This is a genomic window from Micromonospora aridisoli, assembly GCF_056150025.1.
In genome coordinates, this window is record NZ_JAXCFK010000004.1 from 25,088 (window position 1) to 47,221 (window position 22,134).

Genomic DNA, 22,134 nt, shown 5'->3' on the forward strand with positions numbered 1-22,134 from the left:
CAACCTACGCGGCCGCGCCGCCGGTCGGGGGTACGACCGGCGGCGCGGGGGCGGATCGAAGGCGGGGATCAGGCGTACGGCAGTCGCACGAGGGAACGGTCACCGACACCGAGGGAGGTGGGGTTGTTGCCGATCGCGGACCACACCTCCACCCGGACGGTCCCGCCCCGCAGGTTGCCGAGGGAGCCGCTGCTGGAGTGCAGCCCGGCGGCCTGGGTGTAGTGCTCCCAGCCCGGCACCGGGTCGGTGGCGAAGTAGCGGTACGTCTCCACCCGCTCCCAACTGCCGTCACCGGTCAGGTCGTAGGAGATGCGCGCCTGCACCCCGTTGCCGACCGCCTGGCCGGCGTCGAGGAACAGGTCGAACGCGGTCTGCCCGCCGGTGTGGTCGAGGTTGAGCCCGGTCGCGGTGAACACCACCGGGTTGGTCGGGGTTCCGTCGCGGTTCGCGCCGCCGGCGCTGGCCACGGTGGTGGTGCCGGCGGTACCGGAGGCAGCCAGACCGCCCCCCGACAGCAGGTAGCGCACGGGCGAGCTGGACGGCGGGTTGGTCGGGGTGGGTGTGGGAGTCGGCGTGGGCGTGGGAGTCGGCGTCGGCGTCGGACTCGGGGACGTACCGCCACCGCCGCTGCCGCCGCTCCAGGTGTGCGCGCCACCGGTGACGGTCCGCCCGGCGGCCACGTTCAGCTGCGTCCCGTCGGAGAACCGCACGGTCAACGGCGAGCCGGAGATGTTGCTGGCCACGTACGTGCGGGCCCCGTTTCGGTTGAACACGGCGGCCAGCGGGTGGTCGGCGGTGACCCCGGTGTCGACCCGGCCGAGGGCGGCCAGGTTGCGGACCCAGTGGAAGGTGTGTGCCCGGCTCTCGCCCTCCTCCGGGGTGTAGCCGGGGTTGGCCCGCAGTTTGGCCAGTGCCGCGTCGGCGTCGCCGAGGGCGAGGAACTGCCAGTGGATGTCCTGCCACACGGTCGGCTCACCGCCGTTGTTGCGCACCAGTTCGGCGTACTTGAGGCTGTTGTAGTTCGGGTGTTGGCCCAGGTAGAGGTGCCCGCCGGTGATCGGCAGCAGGTTGATGCCCTGGATCATTTCCGGCTCGGCGCTGAACCAGGTGGCGTACGCCCCGCCGTCGCCCCAGACCATGCCCACGTTGTTGTGCCCGAACGCGGCCGGGAAGTTCTCGTTGTTGACATCGAACCAGTACTCGTGGATCGCCGCCGCCTGGGTGGTGTAGATGAAGATGCCGGCGTCGCGTACGGCGGTGTTGCCGGTGGCCTGCCCCCACTGGATCAGGGCGTTGGCGAAGTTCATCCCCTCCGACGAGGACTCCTGGTTGTTGCCGCTGGCGAAGGCGCCGTGCCCGGAGGCCCAGTCGTGGCCCGCGTAGATGTCGAAGTCACGCAGGTACGGGAAGCGGGTGTCCGCCCGGTCGTAGTTGTTCGCGTCCCGGATGAGCAGGTCGATCATGCCGCCGTACTGGTCCTGTCGGGCCCAGTTCGGGTCGAACTTGGCCAGCGTCGCGGCGGCAGCGATGTAGTAGCCGTAGTGGAAGTGATGGTCGTTGAGCTCCTGGTCGGAGCCGTACGAGGCGGGGTAGCCGATGAGCGTGCCCCAGCGCTGGTCGTAGTAGAAGAGCCGCTCGGTCTCGCCGGGCGAGGCGGTCAGCCAGTTGTTGAGCGTGGACCGGATGGCGTTCAGCGCCGAGGTCCGGGTCTCGGTGTCGCCGACCTGGTCGGCGATCTCGGCGATCCGGGCGGCCCGACCGAGCCCCTTTCCGGTCCAGTAGGTGTCGTTGCCGCGCTGGTCCATCGGATTGCTCCGGACCGCCGCCAGGTGCTGGCGCAGGGTGGTCAGATCGGCGCCGGTGCCGGTGGCGACGGCGGGCACCTCGGGCAGCACGCCGTGGAACGCCATCGAGGTGCGGAACTCGGCGACCCCGGTGAGCACCTTCATCCGGCCGCGGGCCGACGGGTAGGTCGGCGTGATCGGGGTGGCCCCGGTCAGCGATTTCCACTGGTGCGGGTAGAGGCTGACCACCGTACGCGTCTCGGTGCCCTCGCGCGGAGTGGTGGTGAAGGTGTAGCGGGTCTCCACCCGACTGGTCGCCTGGTTGTAGCTGTAGGCGACGCGGGTGCCGGTGACGTGGGCGTGCGCGTACGTGCGGTAGGTGTTGGCGAGCTGGGTACGGGCCGTGGCGTCGGCGGTGGCCGGCAGCAGGGCGACCGAGAAGTAGCCGCGCCCGGCGAGGTTCGAGCTGATCCGGCCGCCGTTGACCGTCCAGGTCGCCCCCGTCGGCGCGTACGCGACGTAGTCGTGGCCCCGGACGGTGAAGCCGATCGTGGTGCCGCTGTTGGACCAGACCGTGGGGCTGCCGCCGGTCGCGTTGATCACCGCGTCACCGCCGGTGGCGCGGAAGTAGGTGAACGGCAGGCCGTGGCCGATCGTGGCGCGCAGGGTTCGGGAACCGTCGTTCCAGTACGGGGTGACCGTCCAGTCGGTCCAGTCGTCCACCAGCACGTTGGGTGCGCCGAGCCCGGCCACCCCGACCCGGATGTCCTCGACGTAGGGGTACTTGAACTCGCCGACCCCGGTGGCGGTGCCGGTGACGGTGGGGGTCGAGGTGGCGGAGAAGCCGAGCCCGTCGGTGACGGGCTGGTACGCCACCGGGTGGGCGTGCAGCGGCTCGCTGAAGGCGCAGTTCAGGCGCTTCCACAGCAGCGACGACCACCAGTCGTTGGTGGGTACCGCCCCCGGTGGCGCGGCGGCGGTGGCGTACTGCCGGGGGTTGGTGGCGATGTTTCCGCAGCCGCCGGGGAGCGGACCGACGGGGGTGGTGGTGTAGCTGCCGGCGCCGACCGGTGCGGCCTGCGCCGCGGAGCCGGCGGTGACGGCCAGCCCGCCGAGGACGAGGGTCGCGGCGGCGGTGGCGGCCAGCATCCGGTGGTGGGGGCGGCGTGGGACGGGAGGTCTCATCTTTCCTCCAACGCGTGCCGGCCCGGCCGCGCCGGTCGGCGCACGCTTCGTCGGTATTGTGAGGTTAGTTACGTGAGAGAGCGCTCTCTTGTTACGCGGACGGTAGTTCACCGGCAAGAGTGGCGTCAATGTTTCGGACTGATGAAACGCGGATGACGCGTACTAGCGGGCGGGCGGCTTCCTCGGGCAGCCGTGCTCGCGGTGCCACGCGGCGACCTCGGCCGCCGGCTCACGGTTGCCGCCGCGACGCCACGAGTCGAGATACGGCGCCGGCCACACCACACCGCGCCGGATCCACCAGCCGTCCTCGCCCAGGCATGGCGGGGAGATGCCGAAGTGCAGATGGCAGACATTGTTGGCGTTGCCCGTCCGGCCCACCGTGCCGAGCCGCTGACCGGCGCGTACCCGCACCCCGGGCTCGACGCCGTCGGCGACCTCGGTCAGGTGCGAACCGTAGTAGCGCACCCCGTCGTCGCCGATGACCGACACGGACAGGCCGCCGTTGTACGGCCCCTGTGGACCGCGCTTGTCGTACCGGTCCCGCCGGCTGACCTCACCGATGGTCCCGTCGGTGACCGCGACGACGGGCTCACCGCAGTCGGCGAAGATGTCCGTCCCCGGGTACGTCGAGTGGGTCGGGTGGTAGGCGACCTTCTCGGCGCGTACCGGAAAGACATGTGGCAGGCCCTTGCGCGGCGTCGGCAGCGCCGTCGCCGTCGGCTGGTCCGCGGTGTCGGGCGTGGGGGCCGTCCCGGTCGCCCCGCCGGTGGTCGCTGGTGCGGGGGTCGACGCGGTCACGGCGGTCGGACTGGTCACGGCGGTCGGGTCGCCGCCCGTCGGCGCGTCGGGCGTACCGCAGCCGGTCACCGCCAACAGCGGGCCGAGCAGCAGCATCGCGTACGCGTGCCGGCGTCCGATCGTCAGCGAGACCATCCGGCCATCCTGACAGACTCGATACGGTGGTAGGCAGAGCCGTCCGTGCGCGTGGAGGAGTGGGTACCGGTGCTGCCGTACAACCCGTCGGGCCTCTTTCCCACCGGCCGGCCACCGCGCCCCACCTACCGCGAGCCGAACCCGGTCGGCGGTGCCGGTGTCGCGGCGGGCGCGACCGGAACGCTCGTGTGGCTGGTCCTCTTCGGCCTGCTCGGTGGCGGCCTCGTCGGGTACGCCTGGTGGACCCTGCTCGCCGGCGGGCTGGCCTGGCTCGCGGCCCTGGTGCTGGCCCGGCACGGTGACCGCGGGGTGGCCGCCGGCATCGCGATCGTCACCGCCGGAGGGTGGAGCATCGCCGCCGCGGCGGTCGCCGCCCGCTGGGCGAGCAGCGGCGACTGGCCGCTCTGGTGACCCGACCGGCGGCGACTGCGGTGCGTCGTCGCGCAGCCACTGAAACCCGTCTTGACTGCGTGGCCGATACTCGGCACTCTCCCGGTATGGCCTGGACCACTCCGCGGCTGGATCCCGATCGCAGCCGCCGCCGCCTTCAGCTTCTGGCGCAGTTGGCGGACGCGCGCGCGGTACGCGAGCGCGAACGGCCACAGCGCGCCCGCACCGAACGGCTCCGCCAACTGATCGCCACCCGCCGCCGCCTCGCCGGCTGAGCGGCCGAAAGATGCCTCCCCAGGAATGAACCCTTTTCGACCTCCCCTTGCGGTCCGTCGGACCGCAGGCTCGGAGATGGTGTGCACGCGCCGCGCGGTCCAGGTCGAAAAGGGTTCAATGACCGGCCCTTCGGGGCGTTGACCGGTCGCCTGCCGATCCGACCGGCTAACGTGCACGCGTAACGGATCGGCGAGTGCTGTGCCGAGGCAACTTGGGGGAACCGTGTCGTACTTCGCTGCGGCCGTCGTGCGCGAGAAGGGCGGCTGGACGGCCGCCGAACTGAACCTGCGGGGCACCGCCGACGTCGACGAGGTCGCCGAGCGGCTGCGCGACGTTGCCCCCGACGCGGACGTGTCGCTGCTGTTCGTGGAGGCGGACGACACGTATCTGGTCATCCTGCGCCTCGACGAGGGGGAGGACCTGCGGGTCTTCGGCTCCGACTCCGCGTACGCGGAGGAATCCCGGCTGGGTGCCCTGCTGGTCGGTGACCTGAAGACGTCGGTGACCGGGCTCGACGACAGCGAGGAGACGCGTCCGGCCGCCGCCGGTGACGGAGACAGCGAGCAGCCGGCCGTCGATCCGGAGGCCGATCCGGTCGGCGAGGCGGATCTCCTGACCGACCTGGGTATCCCCGCGCAACGGCTGCTCGCCCTCTGCGCCCACGAGGGGATGATGCCGGCCGACGTCACCGCAGAGATCTGCCAGGTGCTGGGCTGCGTCGACGACGTCGAGGAACTGCGTGAGGTCTGAGCCGGCTGGCGGTACCGCCTCGTCGGGTGGTCCGGTTCCGCTCGGCGGCGGTGAGCCGTCCGACGTGACCGACCCGGCACTGGAGACGGTCCGGCCGGGGCAACCCACGCCCGGCTCGGCCGGCCGGTACGGCCCGGGGGCGGACGAGGGACTGGCCGACCCGACCGGCACCGGCCGACGCCAGCGGCACGAACTCTGGATGCGCCGCGCCCTCGAAGTCGCGGTGACCGGCCCGGCGGACGTGGCTGATGGCGTGGCCGGCCCGGGTCAGTCCGGCGACGTGCCGGTGGGTGCGGTGCTCTACGGGCCGGACGGCGGTGAGCTGGCGATCGGTCGCAACGAACGCGAGCTGAGCGGCGACCCGACCGCGCACGCGGAGGTGCTCGCGCTGCGGCGGGCGGCTCAGCGGCTGGGGCGCTGGCGACTGGACGGCTGCACCCTGGTGGTGACCCTGGAACCCTGCACCATGTGCGCCGGTGCGTTGGTGCTGGCCCGGGTCTCCACCGTGGTCTTCGGCGCCTGGGAACCCAAGACCGGTGCCGCCGGTTCGCTCTGGGACGTGCTGCGCGACCGCCGGCTCAACCACCGCCCCGAGGTGTACGGCGGCATCCTGGAAACCGAGAACGCTGCCGTGCTGCGAGCGTTCTTCCGCTGAACGAGCCTCGAACGCCGCGAGGTCGGCTCTGGTGGGACGCCCACCTTTCCGGGGCGCCCCACCACCCCCGTCGGAGTCCGCCGCAGGTCCCCCTCGGCCCCCGGCGTCTGGGCTCAGACGCTACGGCGTCGTAGATCCGGGCCGCGAGGAGCAGGCCGCACAGTGGTTCGGATTCCGGTTTCGATTCGCACGGCGGTTCGCGTGGCCGCGGATCGACCTTCCCCGACCTCGATCGCGCGCATCGCCAGCCAGAGTTCGTGCCGGGCGCTGGGTGCGCGCAGCAACGAACGGCCGAGCGCCTCCTCCGCCCGGACGAGGCGTTTGCGGGTGGCCGGGACGGAGATGCCGAGCGCATCGGCGGTGGCTGGGAGCCGGGTGTCGGCGGTCAACCAGGTACGGACCGTGGTCGGCAGGACGGATCCGCCCCCGGTTTCCAGTGGGCGCAGACGTGCGTGCGCCCAGGCGACGGCGGCCGGGGTGCCCAGCAGTCGGTCGAGTGCGTCGGGGCCGGGTGGCGGACCGGCCGGCACGATCGGGTCCTTGCCGCGCAGCCGCAACGCCAGCCAGACGGTCGCCTGGTCGCCCACGCGGTGCAGGTCCATCCCGAGCAGCTCGCTGAGCAGGGTGATCCGGGCCGCGAGAGTATTGCGGTGCAGCCGAAGATGACGACTCGCCGCCCGGTCGAAGGTGAGCCAGGATCCGAGGGTGTCGAGCAGGTCCCTCGGTCCGGGGTCGCTGCGCCGTCCCGGCCGGTAGGTGAGGCAGGGTGCCAGGACTGCTCGGGCCCAGGCCGCTCCCTGCCCGCCGGTGAGCGGGCCGAGGTCGTCGTTCCCGCCGAAGGTGGCGTGCCCGTCCGGCACGATCCGGGCCACCGCCAGGGCATGAAACGCCTGCCGGTACCCGTCCGCCGTGTCGCGCAGGGCGACTTCCTCGCTCACACCGACCCGGCAGGACGGCGTCAGGGCGGAGATCCACCGGAGCATCTCGTCGTCGGTCGGGCGGTCGCCGGGCACGAGGGCGATCAGATGGCCGGGCCGGACCGGGCAGGGTACGAGCCAGGTGCGGCCGGAGGAGGCCTGCTCCAACTGGCTGGCGAGTTCAAGCCGATGCCGAGCGGGGCCCTCGACCACGTACACCCGGACGGTGTCTGCGAGAGGTGGGCGCATCACCTCGGCGATCCGGCGGGCCGGTGCCACGTCACCGACGACGAGCAGGTGCAGCACCGCTTCGCGGGTCTGTGCCTCGGCAGTGGCGACCCGTTGCCGGGTGCTCTCGGCCTCCGCCAGCCGCCAGCAGAGGCTCAGGGTCCGCGCGACGTCGGCGAGCAGCGTCCCGTCGCCGGCCCGGCGCGGTGCCGCCAATGCGAGGTACGGTGCCCGGACTGCCTCGCCTGACGCTCGGGACCTGCCGAGGCGGACGAGATGGAGCGCTGTGTCGGCGGAACTGCCGAGCACCGCCGACGGGGTGCCACTTGCGGCCAGGTCGGGCACCGCGTCGGCCGCCGTCGCCAGCATCCGGGACACTGCGGGCGAGCGGTTGACCGGCGGGCACGATCGGATCCTGCCGCCGGCATCCACCAGCGCCGCCGCCCCGCCGGTCCGGTGTGCGACCCACTCCAGGATCGCGTTGACCGCGTCCGGCCTGGAGGCGAGCCTGGCCAGAGTCAGCAGGACGTCGGCACGACCGGATCTGGTCACGCGCTTCGGCGTTTCGGTGCGCAGGACATCGACAACCACGGTAGTAGCGGACGCCAACGCGGAGGACGGTCAGGCCGCGCGGAGCAGTGTGGTGGCGACCGCGCGGGCGGCGTCGGTCCAGGGAGCCGGCCGCAGGGTCGCCGGGTCGAGGCGGACCACCGCGCGGCGTCCTTCCGCGTACGTGGTGGTGCCGTCGAGCGAGTGGAACCGGAAGGCGTACGTGGCGCTGCTGGTGCCGAGCTGCTCCAGCCAGAAGTGCACGGCGATCGGGCCGGTGCCGGTGACGGGCGCGAGGTAGCTGATGGTGAACTCGCGTACGGCGTGGAACACGTCCGGCGTGCTGGCCCGGCCGGCCTGGTAGGCGACCCCACGGTCGGACCAGTACGCGGTGAGCGCCCGCTCCAGCAGCAGCGCGTACCGGGCGTTGTGCAGGATGCCGAGCGCGTCGAGGTCGTCGAAGTGGACCATGGCCTGCTCGACGTGGCCGTACTCGACGGCGGGCTGTTCGGCGACTGCGTGACTCATGAGGGGCCTTCCGGTAGCAGAGCGGGATCGGGGCAGAGCACCCGCAGGCGACCCAGCACGCCGAGGCGGGCGTGCCGGTAGGTGGCCTCCGGGTCCAGCAGGCGGGAACGCATGGCGGCGGCGATCCCGTACGCGTCGATCTCGTACGCCAGCAGCGCGACGTCCGTGTCGGCGGGCAGCTCGCCGAGCTCGACCGCCTCGGTGACGAGCCGTTCCAGGAAGCTCGTCCAGGCGGCGAAGACCTCGGTGAGGCGGTCGCGCACCGCGCCCGGACGGGCGTTGAACTCGAACTCCGTGGTGGCGAAGAAGCAGCCGCCGGGCAGCACCCGGCCGGCGTAGAAGTCGACCCGGGCCTCGTGCAGCGCGTGGATCCGGCGTACGCCCCGGGGAGCGCGCAGCGCCGGGCCGATGATCCGCTCCTGCCACTGGGCGACGGCCCGGTCGATGGTGGCGAGTTGCAGTTCCTCCTTGGAGCGCCAGTGCGCGAAGAGGCCGGACTTGCTGACGCCGAGCGACTCGGCGAGGTGCCCGAGGGAGAGCCCGTCGAGGCCGTTGGCGGAGGCGAGGCTGACGGCGGCGTCCAGCACCGCGGTGCGGGTGCGCTCGCCCCGGGCGAGCCGGCCGTCAACGGTCATGCGGCGAGCGTACTAAATAAGAACGACCGGTCGTATAGTTTTACCGAGTGGAAGCTGTCACACCGACGCCGACGCAGAGCGTCCCGCCACCGCACGGGGGGTGGCGGGACGCAGCGTGATCCGATCAGGCGGTGATCGTGTCCAAGGCGATCTCGACCATCTGGCTGAAGGTCTGCTCCCGCTCCTGGGAGGTGGTCTTCTCGCCGGTCTTGATGTGGTCGCTCACCGTCAGCAGGGTCAGCGCGCGGGCCTTGAAGCGCGCCGCGATCGTGTACAGCGCCGCCGACTCCATCTCCACCGCCAGCACGCCGTACTCCGCCAGGCTGTCGTACAGGTCCGGCCGGTCGGTGTAGAAGGCGTCCGCCGCCAGGATCGGCCCGACCCGCATCGCGATGCCACGCCGCTCGGCCACCTCGACCGAGGTACGCAGCAACCCGAAGTCGGCGACCGGGGCATAGTCGATCAGCCCGTCGAAGCGCATCCGGTTCATGTTCGAGTCGGTGGACGACCCGATCGCCGCGATCACGTCGCGCAACTGGAGATCCTCGGTGAGCGCGCCGCACGAGCCGACCCGGATCAGCGACTTCACCCCGTACTCGTTGACCAGCTCGTGGGCGTAGATCGAGGCCGAGGGCATGCCCATGCCGGAGCCCTGCACCGAAACCTCGACGCCGTTCCAGCGGCCGGTGAAGCCCAGCATCCCCCGGACCGTCGAGTAGCAGTTCGCGCCCTCGAGGAAGGTCTCCGCGATCCACTTGGCCCGCAGGGGGTCACCCGGCATCAGGACCCGCTCGGCGATCTCGCCCGGCTTCGCGCCGATGTGCGTACTCATGGCAGAGATCCTGCCAGGCCAGCCTGCCCGGGACCGGTTCGGTGTCGGAACCGGCGGTCCTGTACCCTCGTCGGCGGTGGCGTGTCCGAGCGGCCTAAGGAGCACGCCTCGAAAGCGTGTGAGGGTTTACGCCCTCCGAGGGTTCAAATCCCTCCGCCACCGCTCGTGAACAGCGAGAACGCCCGGCACGGTCCGTCAGGACCGGCCGGGCGTTCCGCTTCCTGACAGCGCCGCCCGTCCGGTTTCCGCCCGTCCGGCTCGTCGTGTCTGGCCGACCGGACATGGTTATTGATCTACGTGTCCCTAGGATGTGGGAGCGACTACGGGGATGCGAGGATTTCGATGCGGCGAAAGCTTGCCGGTCTCAGTGTTCTGACGGTGTTGGCCGGGCTGGCGGTGAGTGCGCCGGCGCAGGCGGCGGACGAGTTCCGGACGATCACCCGGGACGGGCTGATAATGCAGTACCAACGGGTGACGAAGGCGGTCACCCCGGTGAAGGGGACCGGGGCCACGCGCTCCGACTTCGACGGAGACGGTGTCGACGACATCGCCGCCTCGGCCGGCACCCTCAACCACAGCCTGCCGTACTACCCGACCGGGGTGGTCGTGGTGCGCTACTCCTCCGCGCCGCAGGTCGACTATTTCATCGGGGCCATGACGACGGACACCGGATCGAGCTTCGGCATCGCGCTGGTGGCCGGCGACTTCAACGGTGACGGCTACGACGACCTGGCGATCGGCGATGCCGACGAGATCGACACCCGGAACAAGACCCGGGGCGGTGGTGTCTGGATCATTCCGGGCAGCCGTAACGGCCTGGTGGTCGATTCGACCACGCACTTCAACCAGAGTTCCCCGGGCGTTCCCGGCGACTCGGAGAACTACGACGCCTTCGGCGCGTCGCTGGCGGCCGGTGACATCAACGGCGACGGGCGGGACGACCTCGCGATCGGTGCCTTCAAGGAGGCGATCGGCTCCATCAAGGAGGCCGGCGCGGTGACCGTCCTGTACGGCGCAAGCGGTGGCCTGACCGGCACCGGGGCCCAGCAGTTGCACCAGAACCAGGCCGCGGTGCCCGGCTCGGCGGAGCGCCGCGACCACTTCGGCATGTCGCTCGCGATCGGCAAGGTCAACAACAACAAGTACGCGGACCTCGTCATCGGCGCGCCGCACGAGAACGACGGCAGCGGAGCCAGTGGCACCGGCATGGTGACCCTGATGTGGGGTTCGGCGACCGGGGTGAAGCTCAGCGGGGCTACCTCGGTCACCGGCGCGGGGGTGTACAAGGCGGCCGGAGGCAAGGACACCATCGCCTGGTATCTCGGCATGTCGCTGGCGATCGGTGACGTGAACGGGGACGGGCTGGGCGAGGTCATCGCCGGGGCGCCCAACGCCCAGACCCCGCACCTGGACGGTGGCCTGGTCGCGGTCTTCACCGGACGTACCGGCGGCCTCTCCGGTAGCGCGGTGAAGATCATCACCCAGCGTACGACCGGGGTGCCGGGTTCGCCGGAGGACCTAGACCGGTTCGGCGCGACGTTAGCGGCCGGTGACGTGACCGGCGACGGCCGGGCGGACGTGCTGGTCGGTGCCTACACCGAGGCGATCGGTACGAAGGCCGAGGCAGGCATGATCACCCTGCTCAAGGGCTCCTCGTCCGGACTTACCGGCAGTGGTGCTCAGGGGTTCGACCAGAACCACTCGGTGGTGCCGGGCGGTGCCGAACGCGGTGACCGGTTCGGCGGTTCGGTGGCGCTGCTGAACCTCAACGGCAGTGGTCCGCTGGACGCCCTCGTGGCATCGACCGGGGAGGAGGTCGCCGGCGACATCGCCGGCTACCCCTCCGCGACCTTGTCCCGGTTCCACGGCTCCTCGGGCGGGATCGTCGCCCAGGCCGGTTCCTGGAGCGGTCGTTCCCTGAACACCAACCGTTTCGAACTGCAGCATTACGGCCAGCAGATCGCCGGTCCGCAGAGCAGTGGTCCGTGGTACTGAGTCGTCGAGTTGTTTCTGCACAGGCCGCTGAAGCGGCCATGAAAGCGGGGGTCACAGTGCGGCGTAGGGTTGCCGGAGTGTCGGTGCTGGCGGTGGTGGCCAGCCTGGCGGTGGGTACGCCCGCCGGGGCGGCGGCTGAGGTTCGGTCCGTCACCCGGGAGGGGGTCACCCTCCAGGTGCACCGGGTGGCGAAGGCGACCACCCCGGTCAAGGGGACCGGGCAGACCCGGTCCGACTTCGACGGTGACGGCGTCGACGACATCGCGGCCTCGGCGGACCCGTTCGAGCACACGATGCCGGAGTCGCCGGCCGGTCTGGTGGTGGTGCGTTACTCGTCGGCGCCGCACGTCGACTACTACACGAGCCTCATCTCGCCGGCCGGCGGTGGGGTCACCTTCGGTGAGGTCCTCGCCGCCGGGGACTTCAACGGCGACGGCTACGACGACCTGGCGAGCGGGGACCTGAGCGAGTACGACCCGACGGCGAAGGTGCACGCCGGAGGAGTGTGGGTGATCCCGGGCAGCAGCACCGGCCTGGCGATCGGCTCGGCCAAGCACTTCAACCAGAGTTCGCCCGGCGTACCGGACACCTCCGAGAAGGAGGACTGGTTCGGCTCGGCGCTGGCCGCCGGTGACCTCAACGGCGACGGCCGGGACGACCTGGCGATCGGGGCGTACGGCGAGGCGATCGGCACCATCAGGGAGGCCGGCGCGGTCACCGTGCTGTACGGCGGGGTCGGTGGCCTGAGCGCGACCGGTGCCCAGCACCTGCACCAGAACCAGGCGGCGGTGCCCGGCTCGGCGGAACGCGGCGACCACTTCGGATGGACCCTCGCCATCGGGAAGGTCAACAACAACAAGTACGCCGATCTGGTCATCGGGGCACCGCAGGAGAACCAGAGCAGCTCGTCGACGGGCAGCGGCATGCTCACGCTGATGTGGGGCTCGGCGAGCGGGGTGAAGCTCAGCGGTGCCACCTCGGTCACCGGGGCGGCGCTGCGCAAGGCGACGGGCCGCAGCGACAGCTACGTGTGGGACCTGGGCATGGCGCTCGCGATCGGCGACGTCAACGGCGACGGGTCGGGTGAGGTGATCGCCGGTGCGCCGTACGCGCAGAGCCCGAAGGGTAACGAGGGCATGGTCGCGGTTTTCCCCGGCAACTCGACCGGGCTCTCCAGCGGCTCGGTGAAGCTCTTCTCGCAGCGTACGGCCGGGGTGCCGGGATCGCCGGAGGCCGGTGACCTGTTCGGCGCGACGCTCGCGGTCGGTGACGTGACCGGCGACGGCCGGGCGGACGTGCTGGTGGGCGCGCCCGGTGAGGCGATCGGCACGAAGGTTGAGGCGGGCACCGTCGCGCTGTTGAAGGGATCGGCCTCCGGGCTGACCGGCACCGGCTCCCAGGGCTTCGACCAGGACCACGCCGTGGTCCCGGGTGGCGCGGAGCGGGGCGACCGGTTCGGTGGCTCGGTGGCGATCCTCAACCTCAACGGCACCGGCCCGCTGGACGCGGTGGTGACGTCGCCCGGTGAAGAGGTCTCCGGCGACTCGGCAGGGCTCGGGTCCGGTTTGGTCGCCCTGTTCCACGGCGGCTCCGGTGGGCTCGTCCCGCAGTCGGCCTCGTGGAGCGGCCTGAGCATGCGTACCGACTTCGTCTGGCCCAAGTGGTACGGCCGTCGGCTCGCCACCCCCCAGACCGGCGGCCTCTACTACTGAGCACCCGCAGCGAGATCTTGGTGCGGACGCGCCCCTCGGAGGGCAGGTTCGCACCAAGATCTGGTCAGCAGGGGGCGTGGCCCTCGACGAAGAGGCGATGGGCCCAGGTTGCGTAGCCGACAATGATCTTGCGGACGGTCTCGCCGTCATGCAGGAACAGGTACGCGCGGTCGCCGTCGCGGGCGAGCAGGCCGTCGAAGCGGTGGGTCCCCTGTGGAGCGTGGAGCTCGCGTACGGTCGGATAGCTGGCCTGGACATCGGCGATGGGTGAGCCGGCCGTGATCCCCTCGGGGGTGCGGACCGGGTCGCCGGCCCAGAGCAGCACCAGCCGATCGTCGATGAAGATCGGGCTTATCTCGTCGTGCCCGGCCAGCGTCGGGCCGCAGGCGTCGACGTCGGTACGCAGGATGCCACGCCGGGTCAGCTCGCTCTCCGAGTCGCCGAAGTCCACCTCGGCCACCCCGTCGAGATCGACGACGCTGACCGAGGCGACGGGCTCGCGGACGGCAATGGTGTCCGGTGGCATGACTCCGCTACCCGATGCCGAGGCAGCCAGAAGCAGTGCGGCGATGAAGCCGAATTGTCGCAATTTCATCAGAATCCCCCAGTCCCCAACGTGACGGGGGCGCAGAGGTTATTGCCGAGCCTCCCATTCGTCGGCCAATTCGTCCCAGTAGTCGGCGCTGAGCCCGCGCCGCCCGTGCGCGAGCCAGCCTTCGGTGCTCCGCTCGACGTGTAATCCCAGCTCAGCGAAGGGGTCGATCCACCGGCCCGGCTCCGCGCCCAGCTCGACCAGCGCCGCGTTGATCGGCCATTCCGGGCGTGGCCCGTCGAACGCCGCGTCGAAGCGCGGCCCCCAGGCGAGGTCGCCGGCCAACCAGACCGCCGCCGCCTGGTGCCCGGCCCCACCGGCGAACTCCGCCTCGACGTACGCCACCGGACCGCGCAGCGACCAGCGGGCCAGCACCTCGGTCAGCGCCGCGGAGAGGACCAGCGTGAACGGGCGCTCCGGGTCGGGCTCGTCGATGGTGTAGTCGGGCGGGGTGCCGGTTAGCTCCTGCACGAGCTGCGGCGTGACCGGCAGCAACGCGAAGTCCTGCCGCAGCTCACCGAGGACGGCGTGATCCAGCTCGCGGGTCTCCTCGCGCAGCAGGTCGGCGTCCGCGACGATCGCGCTGAGCTGGTAGCTCACCCGGCGTCCACAGCCTGTGGATAGAACATGTGTACGACGGGGTCAGGCTTTGTCGATCTCGGCGAGGAACGCACGCCAGGCGGTCGGGGTGAAGACCAGTGCCGGGCCGGTCGGGTCCTTCGAGTCGCGTACGCCCACCACGTCGGGCAGGTTCCCGGCGACCTCGACGCAGGCACCACCGTTGCCACTGCTGCGGCTGCTCTTGCGCCACCGGGCGCCGGACAGCGCCGGGATGTCGTTCACTGCCATGACTCCGCCACCTCCCTGATCAGCTCGACCGACTGCCAGTGCGACAGCGTCTCGCCACGCACGTTCTCCCACGCGGCCAGTATCGCCGCGATCTCGGCCTGCTCGCTGACCACCTGCCCCTGTAACTGGTTGTCCAGGTAGCCGGCGACGCGGTGATCCGACGCGGTGGCGATGATGAACGGGCCGTTCAGCCCAGCGTATTCGCCCACTGTGGACGGCACCACGTGCACCCGGATGTGCGGCTCGGCGCACGCCTCGGCGAGCGCCAGCAACTGCTCGCGCATGGTGGCCGGGCCGCCCACCGGGCGGCGCAACACCGCCTCGTCCAGCACGGCGGTGAGCAGTGGCGGCTCCTCGCGACGCAGGATCAACTGGCGGGACATCCGGTGGTCGACCAGCCGCTCCACCTCGCTGCGTGGGATCAGGCCGCCACCCGCGAGCACGGCGCGGGCGTACGCCTCGGTCTGGAGCAGGCCCGGCACCACCAGGGATTCGAACCACCGAAGCGTGGTCGCCTCACGCTCGATCTCCTGCCACGGCCGGAACCAGGCCAGCGCGCGACGTCTCGAAATGTCCGGCCAAATGTCCGAGACATTCTTCCGGAGCGCATCTGCCGCCGTGAGTCGGTGTCGGGCGTGCGGGATCCGATCTTCGAGCAACCACCGACTGACCGTCTTCGGATCGACACCGACGCGTTCCGCGAGCGACTCGATCGTGTGCCCGGTGTCCCGCAGCGCCACCCGCAGCGCGTCGTTCATGGCCGCCTCCCATCGGACGTCTCGAATATCCGCCGACCATACCCACACGCCATGTAGTTGTCTCGTCACGGGCGGCAAGTTGTGGACAGATGGCGCGGCCGGTGGAGGTTCATCCCCCTGACCCGGCGGTCGTGACATCGGGGGCCGCCGCCGGGCGAGCAACCACGGCGGCCCCCATCCAGCACGCGGCGGCCATGGGCGTGTCGGTGTCGTATCGGTCGCGGGGCTGCTGGGTGGGCTCGCGTGGGTGGGCGGGCTGGGCGCTGGTCGGCGGCCCGGACGGCTGTTGGGCCGGCTGGGTACCGGTGGGCAGGTCCGGGCTGCGGGTGGGCCGGCTCGGACCTCGCGCCGTCGCAGAACCGGGAGGGAAAGGGTGGATGCACCTGTGTGGCCTGTCGAGCTGAGAGCACAGACGATTCAGCCCGACGAACCAGCGGCGGCGCGAGCTGGTGGTTCGTCGCGGTGCCCGGCGGCAGCGGTCGGTGGTGGTGGTGCTTGTGCTGGCCGGCGGGGTGGTTGCGGTGGTCGGGGGTATCGGGGTCCGGGTGGTCGCGGTGGTTGGGCGGGCTCGGGTCCGGGTGGTCGCAGTGGTTGGGCGGGGTGGCTGCGGCGGTCGGTTGGCCCGGCTGAGAACGGAAGGAGGTGACCGGTGCCGGAGCACACCGTGAATCGGTCGCTGGCCGTTCGTGAAGGTGGAGACGCTGCGCGGCGAAATGCTGTCGGGGGCCAACGGGCCGCCGTGGGGTCGCACCGGTGCCGCCGCCCCGAGCCGTGCGAATGCCCCGGGTCAATCGTGCCGGGGAAACTTCTCCTGTTGACCCGCGCGGCGTCCCCACAGTTCGTCCGCCCGATCACGGTGCGGGTCATCCGGCACCGCACCGACCTGACCACCTATGACGGGTGGACCTGGATCGAGTGCTACCAGCTCGACGCGCGGGGCGACGCGGTCGAGCGCCGCGAACTGTTCGTGATGCCGGCCGGCCTGATCCGGAGCGGCGATCAGCCGGTGGGATCCCGCGCCTGGGCGGGCCGCCCGGCCGGGGCGCTCCGCCGATGAGTCGGCGTCGCCCGGACCATGCGCCGTCGCGGCCGACATGGCGGTGCCGGAACTGCGGTGTCGCGTGGCCGTGCAGCGCGGCGAAGCTCCGGCTGCTGGGTGAGTACCGGGACGATCGAGGCGCCTTGCTGGTGCACCTCGCGACGCTGTACGTGCAGGCCAGTGCACAACTCGGTGACGGGACGTCGACGGTCGGGCTGTTCGAGCGCTTCGTATCCTGGGCGCGTGGGCGGAGGTGAGGAGGCTGTCCGCGTACCGTCGCGGGCGCCGGACCGGGACGGGCCCGGCGCGCGACCAGGGGCCGCTCCCGGTCGGAACGGCCCCTTCCCCCGTTGTCGCGCGTCAGCCCGGCACGACGGTGGGCTGTGGTGGTTGCTCGCCCGGACGGGCGGCGAGGATCGCGGCGACGGCGACCACGAGCCCGGCGACGGTGAGCCCGAGCACCTGCCAGTGCGGGCCGAAGGGGTAGTACTCGCCGGGCGTGAAGGCACTGTGCACGGTCAGCGGCGGGCCGTCTTCGGCGCGGCCGTCCCGGAACACCCGCATGACGTTGCCGTAGAGGGCGACCGCCGGTAGGGCCAGCGCCACGAGGGCCGCGCTCCAGAGCGCGGCGGCGGTGTGGCGGCGTCCGGGCGGCGCTGCCGCCATCCGGTACGCGACGGCCGCCGCCACCAGCCAGCCGGCGAGCAACCCGACGGCGGTGCCGACGACGACAAGCGGCAGGAACGCAGCGGTGCGCTCCGGCCACATATTTACGCCGACGTGGCCTACGCTTGTCGCAACGAGATGGGGGTCTGTGGGGATTGAGCCGTCGATATGGAGGATCAGTCCGTTCGACTTGGCGGTGAACCGTGCGCCGTGTAACGGGACATAAGTGATCGATCCGTCATCGTTGAAAATGCTCCCCCCGCCGCTGCTCGGGGTGAGGTCGGAAACCGACCAGCCATCGGCGGCGAACCGCTGCCGGATCTGCTCGGCGTCCCAGACGCCATCCACCGGTCCGCTCGCGAAGGCCCTCTCGGCGGTCCACGGTGACGTCGAGTAGAAGCGGTTTTCGGCACCGTTTCCTGCACCGGCCTGCTGGGTGAGCCGGGCCAAGGCGGCGTCGTCGGGCAGGTCGGCGAAGGTTTGGGCGCCCAGCCACGAACCGGCGGCGGCACCGAAACCGCCCATGGTCAGCGCGGTGAGCAGCGCGGCGACCGCCACGAGCGGACGACCGACGGGCAGCCGGAACCGCAGCCGCAGGCCGCTGGCGATCAGGTGCAGGGCCTCGCCGAGCCGGGGGCGGCGCTGACCCGGTTCCGCCATCTCCAGCAGCGTGGTCACCAACTCGGTGCCGTGCCGCCGTCGGTGCCGACGGGGGTAGGCGAGCAGCAGCCTGCGGTACCCACGCTCCAGGCGGTTGTCGGCCGCCGGCCAGGCGGCGCTGGGGTCGGGTGTCGGCCAGGCGCCGCCGGGGTCGGCCGCCGGCCAGGCGGCGGTCATCCGGTCACCGCGCCGGCGGTCGGGGCGATCACCAGGCCGAAGCTCAGCGCGCCGCCGAGACGCTTGCCGAGTTGGATCTCCGCGGCGGTGGCGTGCCGGCGTAGTCGCTCGATCTGGGTCTGCAATGCGGCGGCCCCGGCGTCGCTGAGCCGGTAGTAGCGGCGCAGTCGGCCCTCGACGGCCTCTTCCCGGTCGACGGTGACCAGGCCCTGCTCGGCCAGCCGGTCCAGCGCGCCGTAGAGGGTGCCCGGCCGCAGCTTGACCTCGCCCGCCGACAGTTCGTCGACCGCCCGGATGACCCCGTACCCGTGCAGTGGCTGCGCGGCCAGTGCGGTGAGGATCAGAAAGGTGGGTTCCTGCATGAGCCGATAGTACGGCTGCCGTTATATAACGTCAACCGTTCGCTGGAGGTCGGTGGGTTGAACTGCTGGTAATCGCGTTTCGGTCCGCCGGTCGTCGAGCCGCTGCGAGACTGGGCGTGGGCCCAGCTCTGCGGGTGCCCCGCGCCGCTCGACCCGATCCGGTAGGTGGAGAACATGGCCAGCGACAAGGACGTTCGTCCCTTTCGGCTCGACACGCCCGAAGACGCGATCGCCGACCTACGACGGCGGATCGCGGCCACCCGCTGGCCCGGTCGGGAACTCGTCGCCGATCGCTCCCAGGGCGTGCAGCTGGCGACGATCCAGGAGCTGGCCCGCTACTGGTCGACCGAGCACGACTGGCGCGCATGCGAGGCGAAGCTCAACGCCCTGCCGCAGTACACGACCGAGATCGACGGCGTCGACATCCACTTCGTCCACGTATGGTCGCCGCACGAGAACGCCCTACCGCTGATCATGACTCACGGCTGGCCGGGCTCGGTCGTCGAACTGCTCGGAGCCGTCGGCCCACTCACCGACCCGACCGCGCACGGCGGCACCCCCGACGACGCGTTCCACCTGGTGCTGCCGTCCCTGCCCGGCTACGGCTTCTCCGGCGAGCCGACCGAACTCGGTTGGGAGAACGGCCGCATCGCCGGGGCATGGGCGGAGCTGATGAACCGTCTCGGCTACCGGCATTACGTCGCCCAGGGCGGCGACGTGGGCGCGGCCGTCACGGACGCGATGGGCCGCCGGGGACCCGAGGGGCTGCTCGGCATCCACGTCAACCTGCTCGCCGGGGCGATCGGCCTCAAGGAAAAACTGCCGAACGAGTCCGAGCAGGAACGCGCGGCGCACGAGGCGCTCAACACGTTCACCACGGACGGCTTCGGCTACTTCCTGGAGCAGTCCACCCGGCCGCAGACGATCGGCTATTCCCTGCTCGATTCCCCGGTCGGGCTGGCGGCGTGGATGCTCGACCACGACACGGACAGCTACTACAAGATCTCCCGGGCGTTCGTCGACGGCCAGCCGGTCGGCGGGCTCACCCGGGAAAGCATCCTCGACAACATCACGCTGTACTGGCTGACCGGCACCGGCGCCTCGTCGGCCCGCTGGTACTGGGAGTTCGGGCGGTTCCGGGCGGCCACGGGTGGCCAGGCTCCTCCGCCGGTGACGGTTCCGGTCGCCTTCACGTCGTTCGCCGGGGAGATCTTTCCCGCGCCGCGCAGCTGGGTCGAGGCGGTGTACCCCGGGGTCGCGTACTTCAACGAGGTCGACCGTGGCGGCCACTTCGCCGCCTGGGAGGAGCCCGAACTGTTCGCGGCCGAGGTGCGCGCCGCGTTCCGGCCGCTGCGCACGTCCTGACGTCCGTTGCGCGTCGCGTTCCGGCGGCGGTGGACGTCCTGACGTCCCGGACTGGGTCTCCGTGGGCCCGGGCATGATCGCTGCCGCGCTGGGAAGGCAGTGCGGCCAGCGAGACCGGACCGAGAGAGGACGCACCCCATGGCGGACCCATCGCGTTCCGCGTCGGTGGACGGCGGATTCGCCGTCGTCGAGATGTTCACCTCCCAGGGCTGCGACAGCTGCCCACCGGCGGAGGAGGTGCTGTCCGAGATCGAGCGCGCCGCCCGGGAACGGGGACAGCGCGTGTTCACCCTCGGCTTCCACGTCGACTACTGGGACCACCTCGGCTGGGCCGACCCGTACGGCGATTCGGCGCACACCCGCCGCCAGGAGGACTACGCGCGTGCCTTCGGCTCCGGAGGGCTGTACACGCCGCAGATGGTGGTCAACGGCACCGTCGAGTTCGTCGGCTCCAACCAGCAGGCGGCGTCGTCGGCGATCACCTCCGCCCTGTCGGCGGCGCCCGTCACGCCGGTGACGCTGTCGGTCGAGACCAGCGACGGTGGACGTCGGGTGGCGGTGGACTACCAGGTGGACCGGCCACCGGCGTTGGGCACGCTCAACGTGGCGGTCGTGGAGGACGGCCTGGAGAACGACGTCCCCCGGGGTGAGAACGCCGGGCGAAGGCTCCGGCAGGACAGCGTCGTCCGTGCCTTCACGGCGGCGAGTCTCAACGTGACCGACGGCCGGGTGGAACTCGACGTGCCCCCGGAACTCGACCCCCGCAACGCGATGGTGGTCGGCTACGTCCAGAACGACGGCCAGCGGGCCATCGTCGGCGCCACGGCGGTGGAGGTGCCGACATGACCACCGGCCTGACCCTGCGGCTACCTCCGTTCACCGTCGACCGGTGGGTGAACTCGCCGCCGCTGACGCCCGACGACCTTCGTGGCCGGGTGGTGCTGGTCGACATCTGGGAGTACACCTGCATCAACTGGATCCGCACCGCCCCGTACGTCAAGGCGTGGCACCGCGACTACGCCGACCTCGGCCTGAGCGTCGTCGGCGTGCACGTGCCCGAGTTCGCCTTCGGCCGGGACCCGGGCAACATCGACCAGGCCGTCCGGGACCACGGGCTCAGCCATCCCGTCGCAATGGACAACGAGTACGCGTTCTGGCGTGCCCTGCGCAATGACGCCTGGCCGGCGAAGTACCTCTTCGACGCGGACGGGCGACTCGTCGACCGGTGGATCGGTGAGGGCGCCTACGAGCGGGTGGAGTCCGAGATCCGGCGGCTCATCGAGGTCCGGGCACCGGGCACCGGGCTGCCGCCGGTCAGCGCGGAGACGGTGGAGTTCGCCGCCACCGGGGAGCCTTCCTACCTCGGCATCACCCCGGAGACGTACCTCGGTGCCGACCGGGGGGTGCCGGGCAGCTACGCGGTGGCCGGCGACTGGCGCAGCGACGGCGATCACGTCGAACTGGTCAGCGGCGGCGGGGAACTCGCGCTGCCCTTCGACGCCGGCGAGGTGAACCTCGTCGTCGACCCGGGACCTGATGGGCCGGCGACCCTCCAGGTGCTGCTCGACGGGAACCCGATCGGCCACGAGCGCGGCCCCGACGTCGGTCCGGACGGCGTGGCGCGGATCGACCGGGCACGCATGATCCGACTCGTCGCCGGTGCGTCCCGGGGGAACCGGCTGTTGACGCTCCTCACCGACCAACCGGGCCTGCGTGCGTACGTCTTCACCTTCGGCCCCTAGGCCTTTCAGCACAGGGAGGAAAGCGATGGCGACGCAGAAGGCGATCCTGGCCGGCGGCTGCTTCTGGGGGATGCAGGATCTCATCCGCAAGCGGCCCGGCGTGCTCGACACCCGCGTCGGTTACACCGGCGGAGACGTGCCGAACGCGACTTACCGCAACCACGGCACGCACGCGGAGGCGATCGAGATCACCTACGACCCGGCGCAGGTGTCCTACCGGGACCTGCTCGAGTTCTTCTTCCAGATCCACGACCCGACCACCAAGAACCGGCAGGGCAACGACGTCGGGGTGAGCTACCGGTCGGCCATCTTCTACTGCGACGACGAGCAGCGCAGGGTCGCCGAGGACACCATCGCCGACGTCGACGCCTCCGGCCTGTGGCCCGGCAAGGTGGTGACCGAGGTGAGCCCGGCCGGTCCCTTCTGGGAGGCCGAACCGGAACACCAGGACTACCTGGAGAAGCACCCCGGCGGCTACACCTGCCACTTCCCGCGCCCGGACTGGAAGCTGCCTCGGCGAGCGGAGAACCGCACCTGACGCCCGGAGAACCGACA

23 protein-coding genes and 1 tRNA gene are annotated in these 22,134 nt (G+C 71.3%); 12 read left to right on the forward strand and 12 right to left on the reverse strand.

Features of this window, described 5'->3' with window-relative positions; genetic code table 11:
• Positions 1–68: 68 nt before the first annotated feature.
• Together SM447_RS09525 and SM447_RS09530 are read right to left on the reverse strand one after the other, a co-directional pair.
• Positions 69–2,969 carry a glycosyl hydrolase gene (locus tag SM447_RS09525; protein WP_474572403.1) on the reverse strand — a complete coding sequence of 967 codons (2,901 nt, stop codon included), beginning with the start codon at positions 2,967–2,969 and terminating at the stop codon, positions 69–71.
• A gap of 162 nt (positions 2,970–3,131) precedes the next feature.
• Positions 3,132–3,902 carry a M23 family metallopeptidase gene (locus tag SM447_RS09530; protein ID WP_474572404.1) on the reverse strand — a complete coding sequence of 257 codons (771 nt, stop codon included), beginning with the start codon at positions 3,900–3,902 and terminating at the stop codon, positions 3,132–3,134.
• Between the two features lie 51 nt (positions 3,903–3,953).
• Here SM447_RS09530 and SM447_RS09535 point away from each other — a divergent pair, with 51 nt between their 5' ends.
• The 4 genes from SM447_RS09535 to SM447_RS09550 all read left to right on the forward strand — a co-directional run bounded on the left by SM447_RS09535 (position 3,954) and on the right by SM447_RS09550 (position 5,973).
• Positions 3,954–4,313: a hypothetical protein gene (locus SM447_RS09535; protein WP_474572792.1), complete on the forward strand. Its 360-nt coding sequence runs from the start codon at positions 3,954–3,956 to the stop codon at positions 4,311–4,313.
• 86 nt (positions 4,314–4,399) lie between these two features.
• Complete coding sequence (locus tag SM447_RS09540; RefSeq protein ID WP_171023025.1) at positions 4,400–4,567, forward strand: hypothetical protein; 168 nt, start codon at positions 4,400–4,402, stop codon at positions 4,565–4,567.
• 223 nt (positions 4,568–4,790) lie between these two features.
• A complete protein-coding gene (locus SM447_RS09545) occupies positions 4,791–5,318 on the forward strand; it encodes a tRNA adenosine deaminase-associated protein (protein ID WP_474572405.1) in 528 nt (175 codons plus the stop codon).
• 199 nt (positions 5,319–5,517) lie between these two features.
• Complete coding sequence (locus SM447_RS09550; RefSeq protein ID WP_474572793.1) at positions 5,518–5,973, forward strand: nucleoside deaminase; 456 nt, start codon at positions 5,518–5,520, stop codon at positions 5,971–5,973.
• A gap of 113 nt (positions 5,974–6,086) precedes the next feature.
• Here SM447_RS09550 and SM447_RS09555 read toward each other — a convergent pair whose 3' ends face one another.
• The 4 genes from SM447_RS09555 to deoD all read right to left on the reverse strand — a co-directional run bounded on the left by SM447_RS09555 (position 6,087) and on the right by deoD (position 9,662).
• Positions 6,087–7,670 carry a helix-turn-helix domain-containing protein gene (locus tag SM447_RS09555; protein ID WP_474572406.1) on the reverse strand — a complete coding sequence of 528 codons (1,584 nt, stop codon included), beginning with the start codon at positions 7,668–7,670 and terminating at the stop codon, positions 6,087–6,089.
• A 69-nt stretch (positions 7,671–7,739) separates the two neighbouring features.
• Positions 7,740–8,195, reverse strand: a complete 456-nt coding sequence (locus SM447_RS09560; protein WP_474572407.1) for an acyl-CoA thioesterase — start codon at positions 8,193–8,195, stop codon at positions 7,740–7,742.
• Positions 8,192–8,830 (reverse strand): TetR/AcrR family transcriptional regulator, encoded by a 639-nt coding sequence (locus SM447_RS09565; RefSeq protein ID WP_474572408.1) that lies wholly within the window; start codon positions 8,828–8,830, stop codon positions 8,192–8,194. Before SM447_RS09565 ends, SM447_RS09560 begins: the two co-directional genes overlap by 4 nt.
• A gap of 124 nt (positions 8,831–8,954) precedes the next feature.
• Positions 8,955–9,662, reverse strand: coding sequence for a purine-nucleoside phosphorylase (gene deoD / locus SM447_RS09570; protein ID WP_474572409.1), 708 nt, complete (start codon positions 9,660–9,662; stop codon positions 8,955–8,957).
• 75 nt (positions 9,663–9,737) lie between these two features.
• Between deoD and SM447_RS09575 the strand changes: the two genes are divergently transcribed.
• The 3 genes from SM447_RS09575 (at position 9,738) to SM447_RS09585 (ending at position 13,369) form a co-directional block, all read left to right on the forward strand.
• Positions 9,738–9,824, forward strand: a tRNA-Ser gene (locus tag SM447_RS09575).
• Positions 9,825–10,004: 180 nt separating this feature from the next.
• Positions 10,005–11,657 (forward strand): hypothetical protein, encoded by a 1,653-nt coding sequence (locus SM447_RS09580; protein ID WP_474572410.1) that lies wholly within the window; start codon positions 10,005–10,007, stop codon positions 11,655–11,657.
• A gap of 77 nt (positions 11,658–11,734) precedes the next feature.
• The gene (locus SM447_RS09585) at positions 11,735–13,369 is read left to right on the forward strand and encodes an FG-GAP-like repeat-containing protein (protein WP_474572411.1); all 1,635 of its coding nucleotides are present in this window, start codon (positions 11,735–11,737) and stop codon (positions 13,367–13,369) included.
• Positions 13,370–13,433: 64 nt separating this feature from the next.
• On the opposite strand, the gene SM447_RS09590 is transcribed toward SM447_RS09585, so the two are convergent.
• The 4 genes from SM447_RS09590 to SM447_RS09605 are packed head-to-tail and all read right to left on the reverse strand — an operon-like array spanning position 13,434 to position 15,568.
• Complete coding sequence (locus tag SM447_RS09590) at positions 13,434–13,964, reverse strand: hypothetical protein (RefSeq protein ID WP_474572412.1); 531 nt, start codon at positions 13,962–13,964, stop codon at positions 13,434–13,436.
• Positions 13,965–14,003: 39 nt separating this feature from the next.
• The gene (locus SM447_RS09595) at positions 14,004–14,561 is read right to left on the reverse strand and encodes a hypothetical protein (protein ID WP_474572413.1); all 558 of its coding nucleotides are present in this window, start codon (positions 14,559–14,561) and stop codon (positions 14,004–14,006) included.
• A gap of 42 nt (positions 14,562–14,603) precedes the next feature.
• On the reverse strand, positions 14,604–14,810 hold the full coding sequence (locus tag SM447_RS09600) for a DUF397 domain-containing protein (protein ID WP_474572414.1): 207 nt from the start codon (positions 14,808–14,810) through the stop codon (positions 14,604–14,606).
• Entirely contained in the window at positions 14,801–15,568 is a 768-nt protein-coding gene (locus SM447_RS09605) for a Scr1 family TA system antitoxin-like transcriptional regulator (RefSeq protein ID WP_474572415.1), read from the reverse strand. The genes SM447_RS09600 and SM447_RS09605 overlap by 10 nt, the downstream gene beginning before the upstream one ends.
• A gap of 814 nt (positions 15,569–16,382) precedes the next feature.
• Between SM447_RS09605 and SM447_RS09610 the strand changes: the two genes are divergently transcribed.
• Positions 16,383–16,625 (forward strand): hypothetical protein, encoded by a 243-nt coding sequence (locus SM447_RS09610; RefSeq protein ID WP_474572416.1) that lies wholly within the window; start codon positions 16,383–16,385, stop codon positions 16,623–16,625.
• A 342-nt stretch (positions 16,626–16,967) separates the two neighbouring features.
• Here the strand turns inward: SM447_RS09610 and SM447_RS09615 are convergent, their stop codons facing one another.
• Both SM447_RS09615 and SM447_RS09620 read right to left on the reverse strand, forming a co-directional pair.
• A complete protein-coding gene (locus tag SM447_RS09615; RefSeq protein ID WP_474572417.1) occupies positions 16,968–18,110 on the reverse strand; it encodes a hypothetical protein in 1,143 nt (380 codons plus the stop codon).
• Positions 18,107–18,472: a PadR family transcriptional regulator gene (locus tag SM447_RS09620; protein ID WP_474572418.1), complete on the reverse strand. Its 366-nt coding sequence runs from the start codon at positions 18,470–18,472 to the stop codon at positions 18,107–18,109. Before SM447_RS09620 ends, SM447_RS09615 begins: the two co-directional genes overlap by 4 nt.
• A 174-nt stretch (positions 18,473–18,646) precedes the next feature.
• On the opposite strand from SM447_RS09620, the gene SM447_RS09625 reads away from it, so the two are divergent.
• The 4 genes from SM447_RS09625 (at position 18,647) to msrA (ending at position 22,117) form a co-directional block, all read left to right on the forward strand.
• Positions 18,647–19,837, forward strand: coding sequence for an epoxide hydrolase family protein (locus tag SM447_RS09625; RefSeq protein WP_474572419.1), 1,191 nt, complete (start codon positions 18,647–18,649; stop codon positions 19,835–19,837).
• Between the two features lie 138 nt (positions 19,838–19,975).
• Complete coding sequence (locus tag SM447_RS09630; protein ID WP_474572420.1) at positions 19,976–20,683, forward strand: DUF1223 domain-containing protein; 708 nt, start codon at positions 19,976–19,978, stop codon at positions 20,681–20,683.
• A complete protein-coding gene (locus tag SM447_RS09635; RefSeq protein WP_474572421.1) occupies positions 20,680–21,579 on the forward strand; it encodes a redoxin in 900 nt (299 codons plus the stop codon). The genes SM447_RS09630 and SM447_RS09635 overlap by 4 nt, the downstream gene beginning before the upstream one ends.
• A gap of 25 nt (positions 21,580–21,604) precedes the next feature.
• Positions 21,605–22,117, forward strand: a complete 513-nt coding sequence (msrA, locus tag SM447_RS09640) for a peptide-methionine (S)-S-oxide reductase MsrA (RefSeq protein WP_474572422.1) — start codon at positions 21,605–21,607, stop codon at positions 22,115–22,117.
• The last annotated feature ends 17 nt before the right edge of the window (positions 22,118–22,134 follow it).

Bases quoted from the DNA above. Each gene is read 5' to 3' on its own strand.
- SM447_RS09530 (WP_474572404.1), bottom strand. From the start codon at position 3,902: ATGGTCTCGCTGACGATCGGACGCCGGCACGCGTACGCGATGCTGCTG.
- SM447_RS09560 (WP_474572407.1), bottom strand. From the start codon at position 8,195: ATGAGTCACGCAGTCGCCGAACAGCCCGCCGTCGAGTACGGCCACGTC.
- SM447_RS09565 (WP_474572408.1), bottom strand. From the start codon at position 8,830: ATGACCGTTGACGGCCGGCTCGCCCGGGGCGAGCGCACCCGCACCGCG.
- SM447_RS09525 (WP_474572403.1), bottom strand. From the start codon at position 2,969: ATGAGACCTCCCGTCCCACGCCGCCCCCACCACCGGATGCTGGCCGCC.
- SM447_RS09625 (WP_474572419.1), top strand. From the start codon at position 18,647: ATGGCCAGCGACAAGGACGTTCGTCCCTTTCGGCTCGACACGCCCGAA.
- SM447_RS09600 (WP_474572414.1), bottom strand. From the start codon at position 14,810: ATGGCAGTGAACGACATCCCGGCGCTGTCCGGCGCCCGGTGGCGCAAG.
- msrA (WP_474572422.1), top strand. From the start codon at position 21,605: ATGGCGACGCAGAAGGCGATCCTGGCCGGCGGCTGCTTCTGGGGGATG.
- SM447_RS09590 (WP_474572412.1), bottom strand. From the start codon at position 13,964: ATGAAATTGCGACAATTCGGCTTCATCGCCGCACTGCTTCTGGCTGCC.
- SM447_RS09615 (WP_474572417.1), bottom strand. From the start codon at position 18,110: ATGACCGCCGCCTGGCCGGCGGCCGACCCCGGCGGCGCCTGGCCGACA.
- SM447_RS09605 (WP_474572415.1), bottom strand. From the start codon at position 15,568: ATGAACGACGCGCTGCGGGTGGCGCTGCGGGACACCGGGCACACGATC.
- SM447_RS09550 (WP_474572793.1), top strand. From the start codon at position 5,518: ATGCGCCGCGCCCTCGAAGTCGCGGTGACCGGCCCGGCGGACGTGGCT.
- SM447_RS09580 (WP_474572410.1), top strand. From the start codon at position 10,005: ATGCGGCGAAAGCTTGCCGGTCTCAGTGTTCTGACGGTGTTGGCCGGG.
- deoD (WP_474572409.1), bottom strand. From the start codon at position 9,662: ATGAGTACGCACATCGGCGCGAAGCCGGGCGAGATCGCCGAGCGGGTC.
- SM447_RS09635 (WP_474572421.1), top strand. From the start codon at position 20,680: ATGACCACCGGCCTGACCCTGCGGCTACCTCCGTTCACCGTCGACCGG.
- SM447_RS09630 (WP_474572420.1), top strand. From the start codon at position 19,976: ATGGCGGACCCATCGCGTTCCGCGTCGGTGGACGGCGGATTCGCCGTC.
- SM447_RS09620 (WP_474572418.1), bottom strand. From the start codon at position 18,472: ATGCAGGAACCCACCTTTCTGATCCTCACCGCACTGGCCGCGCAGCCA.
- SM447_RS09540 (WP_171023025.1), top strand. From the start codon at position 4,400: ATGGCCTGGACCACTCCGCGGCTGGATCCCGATCGCAGCCGCCGCCGC.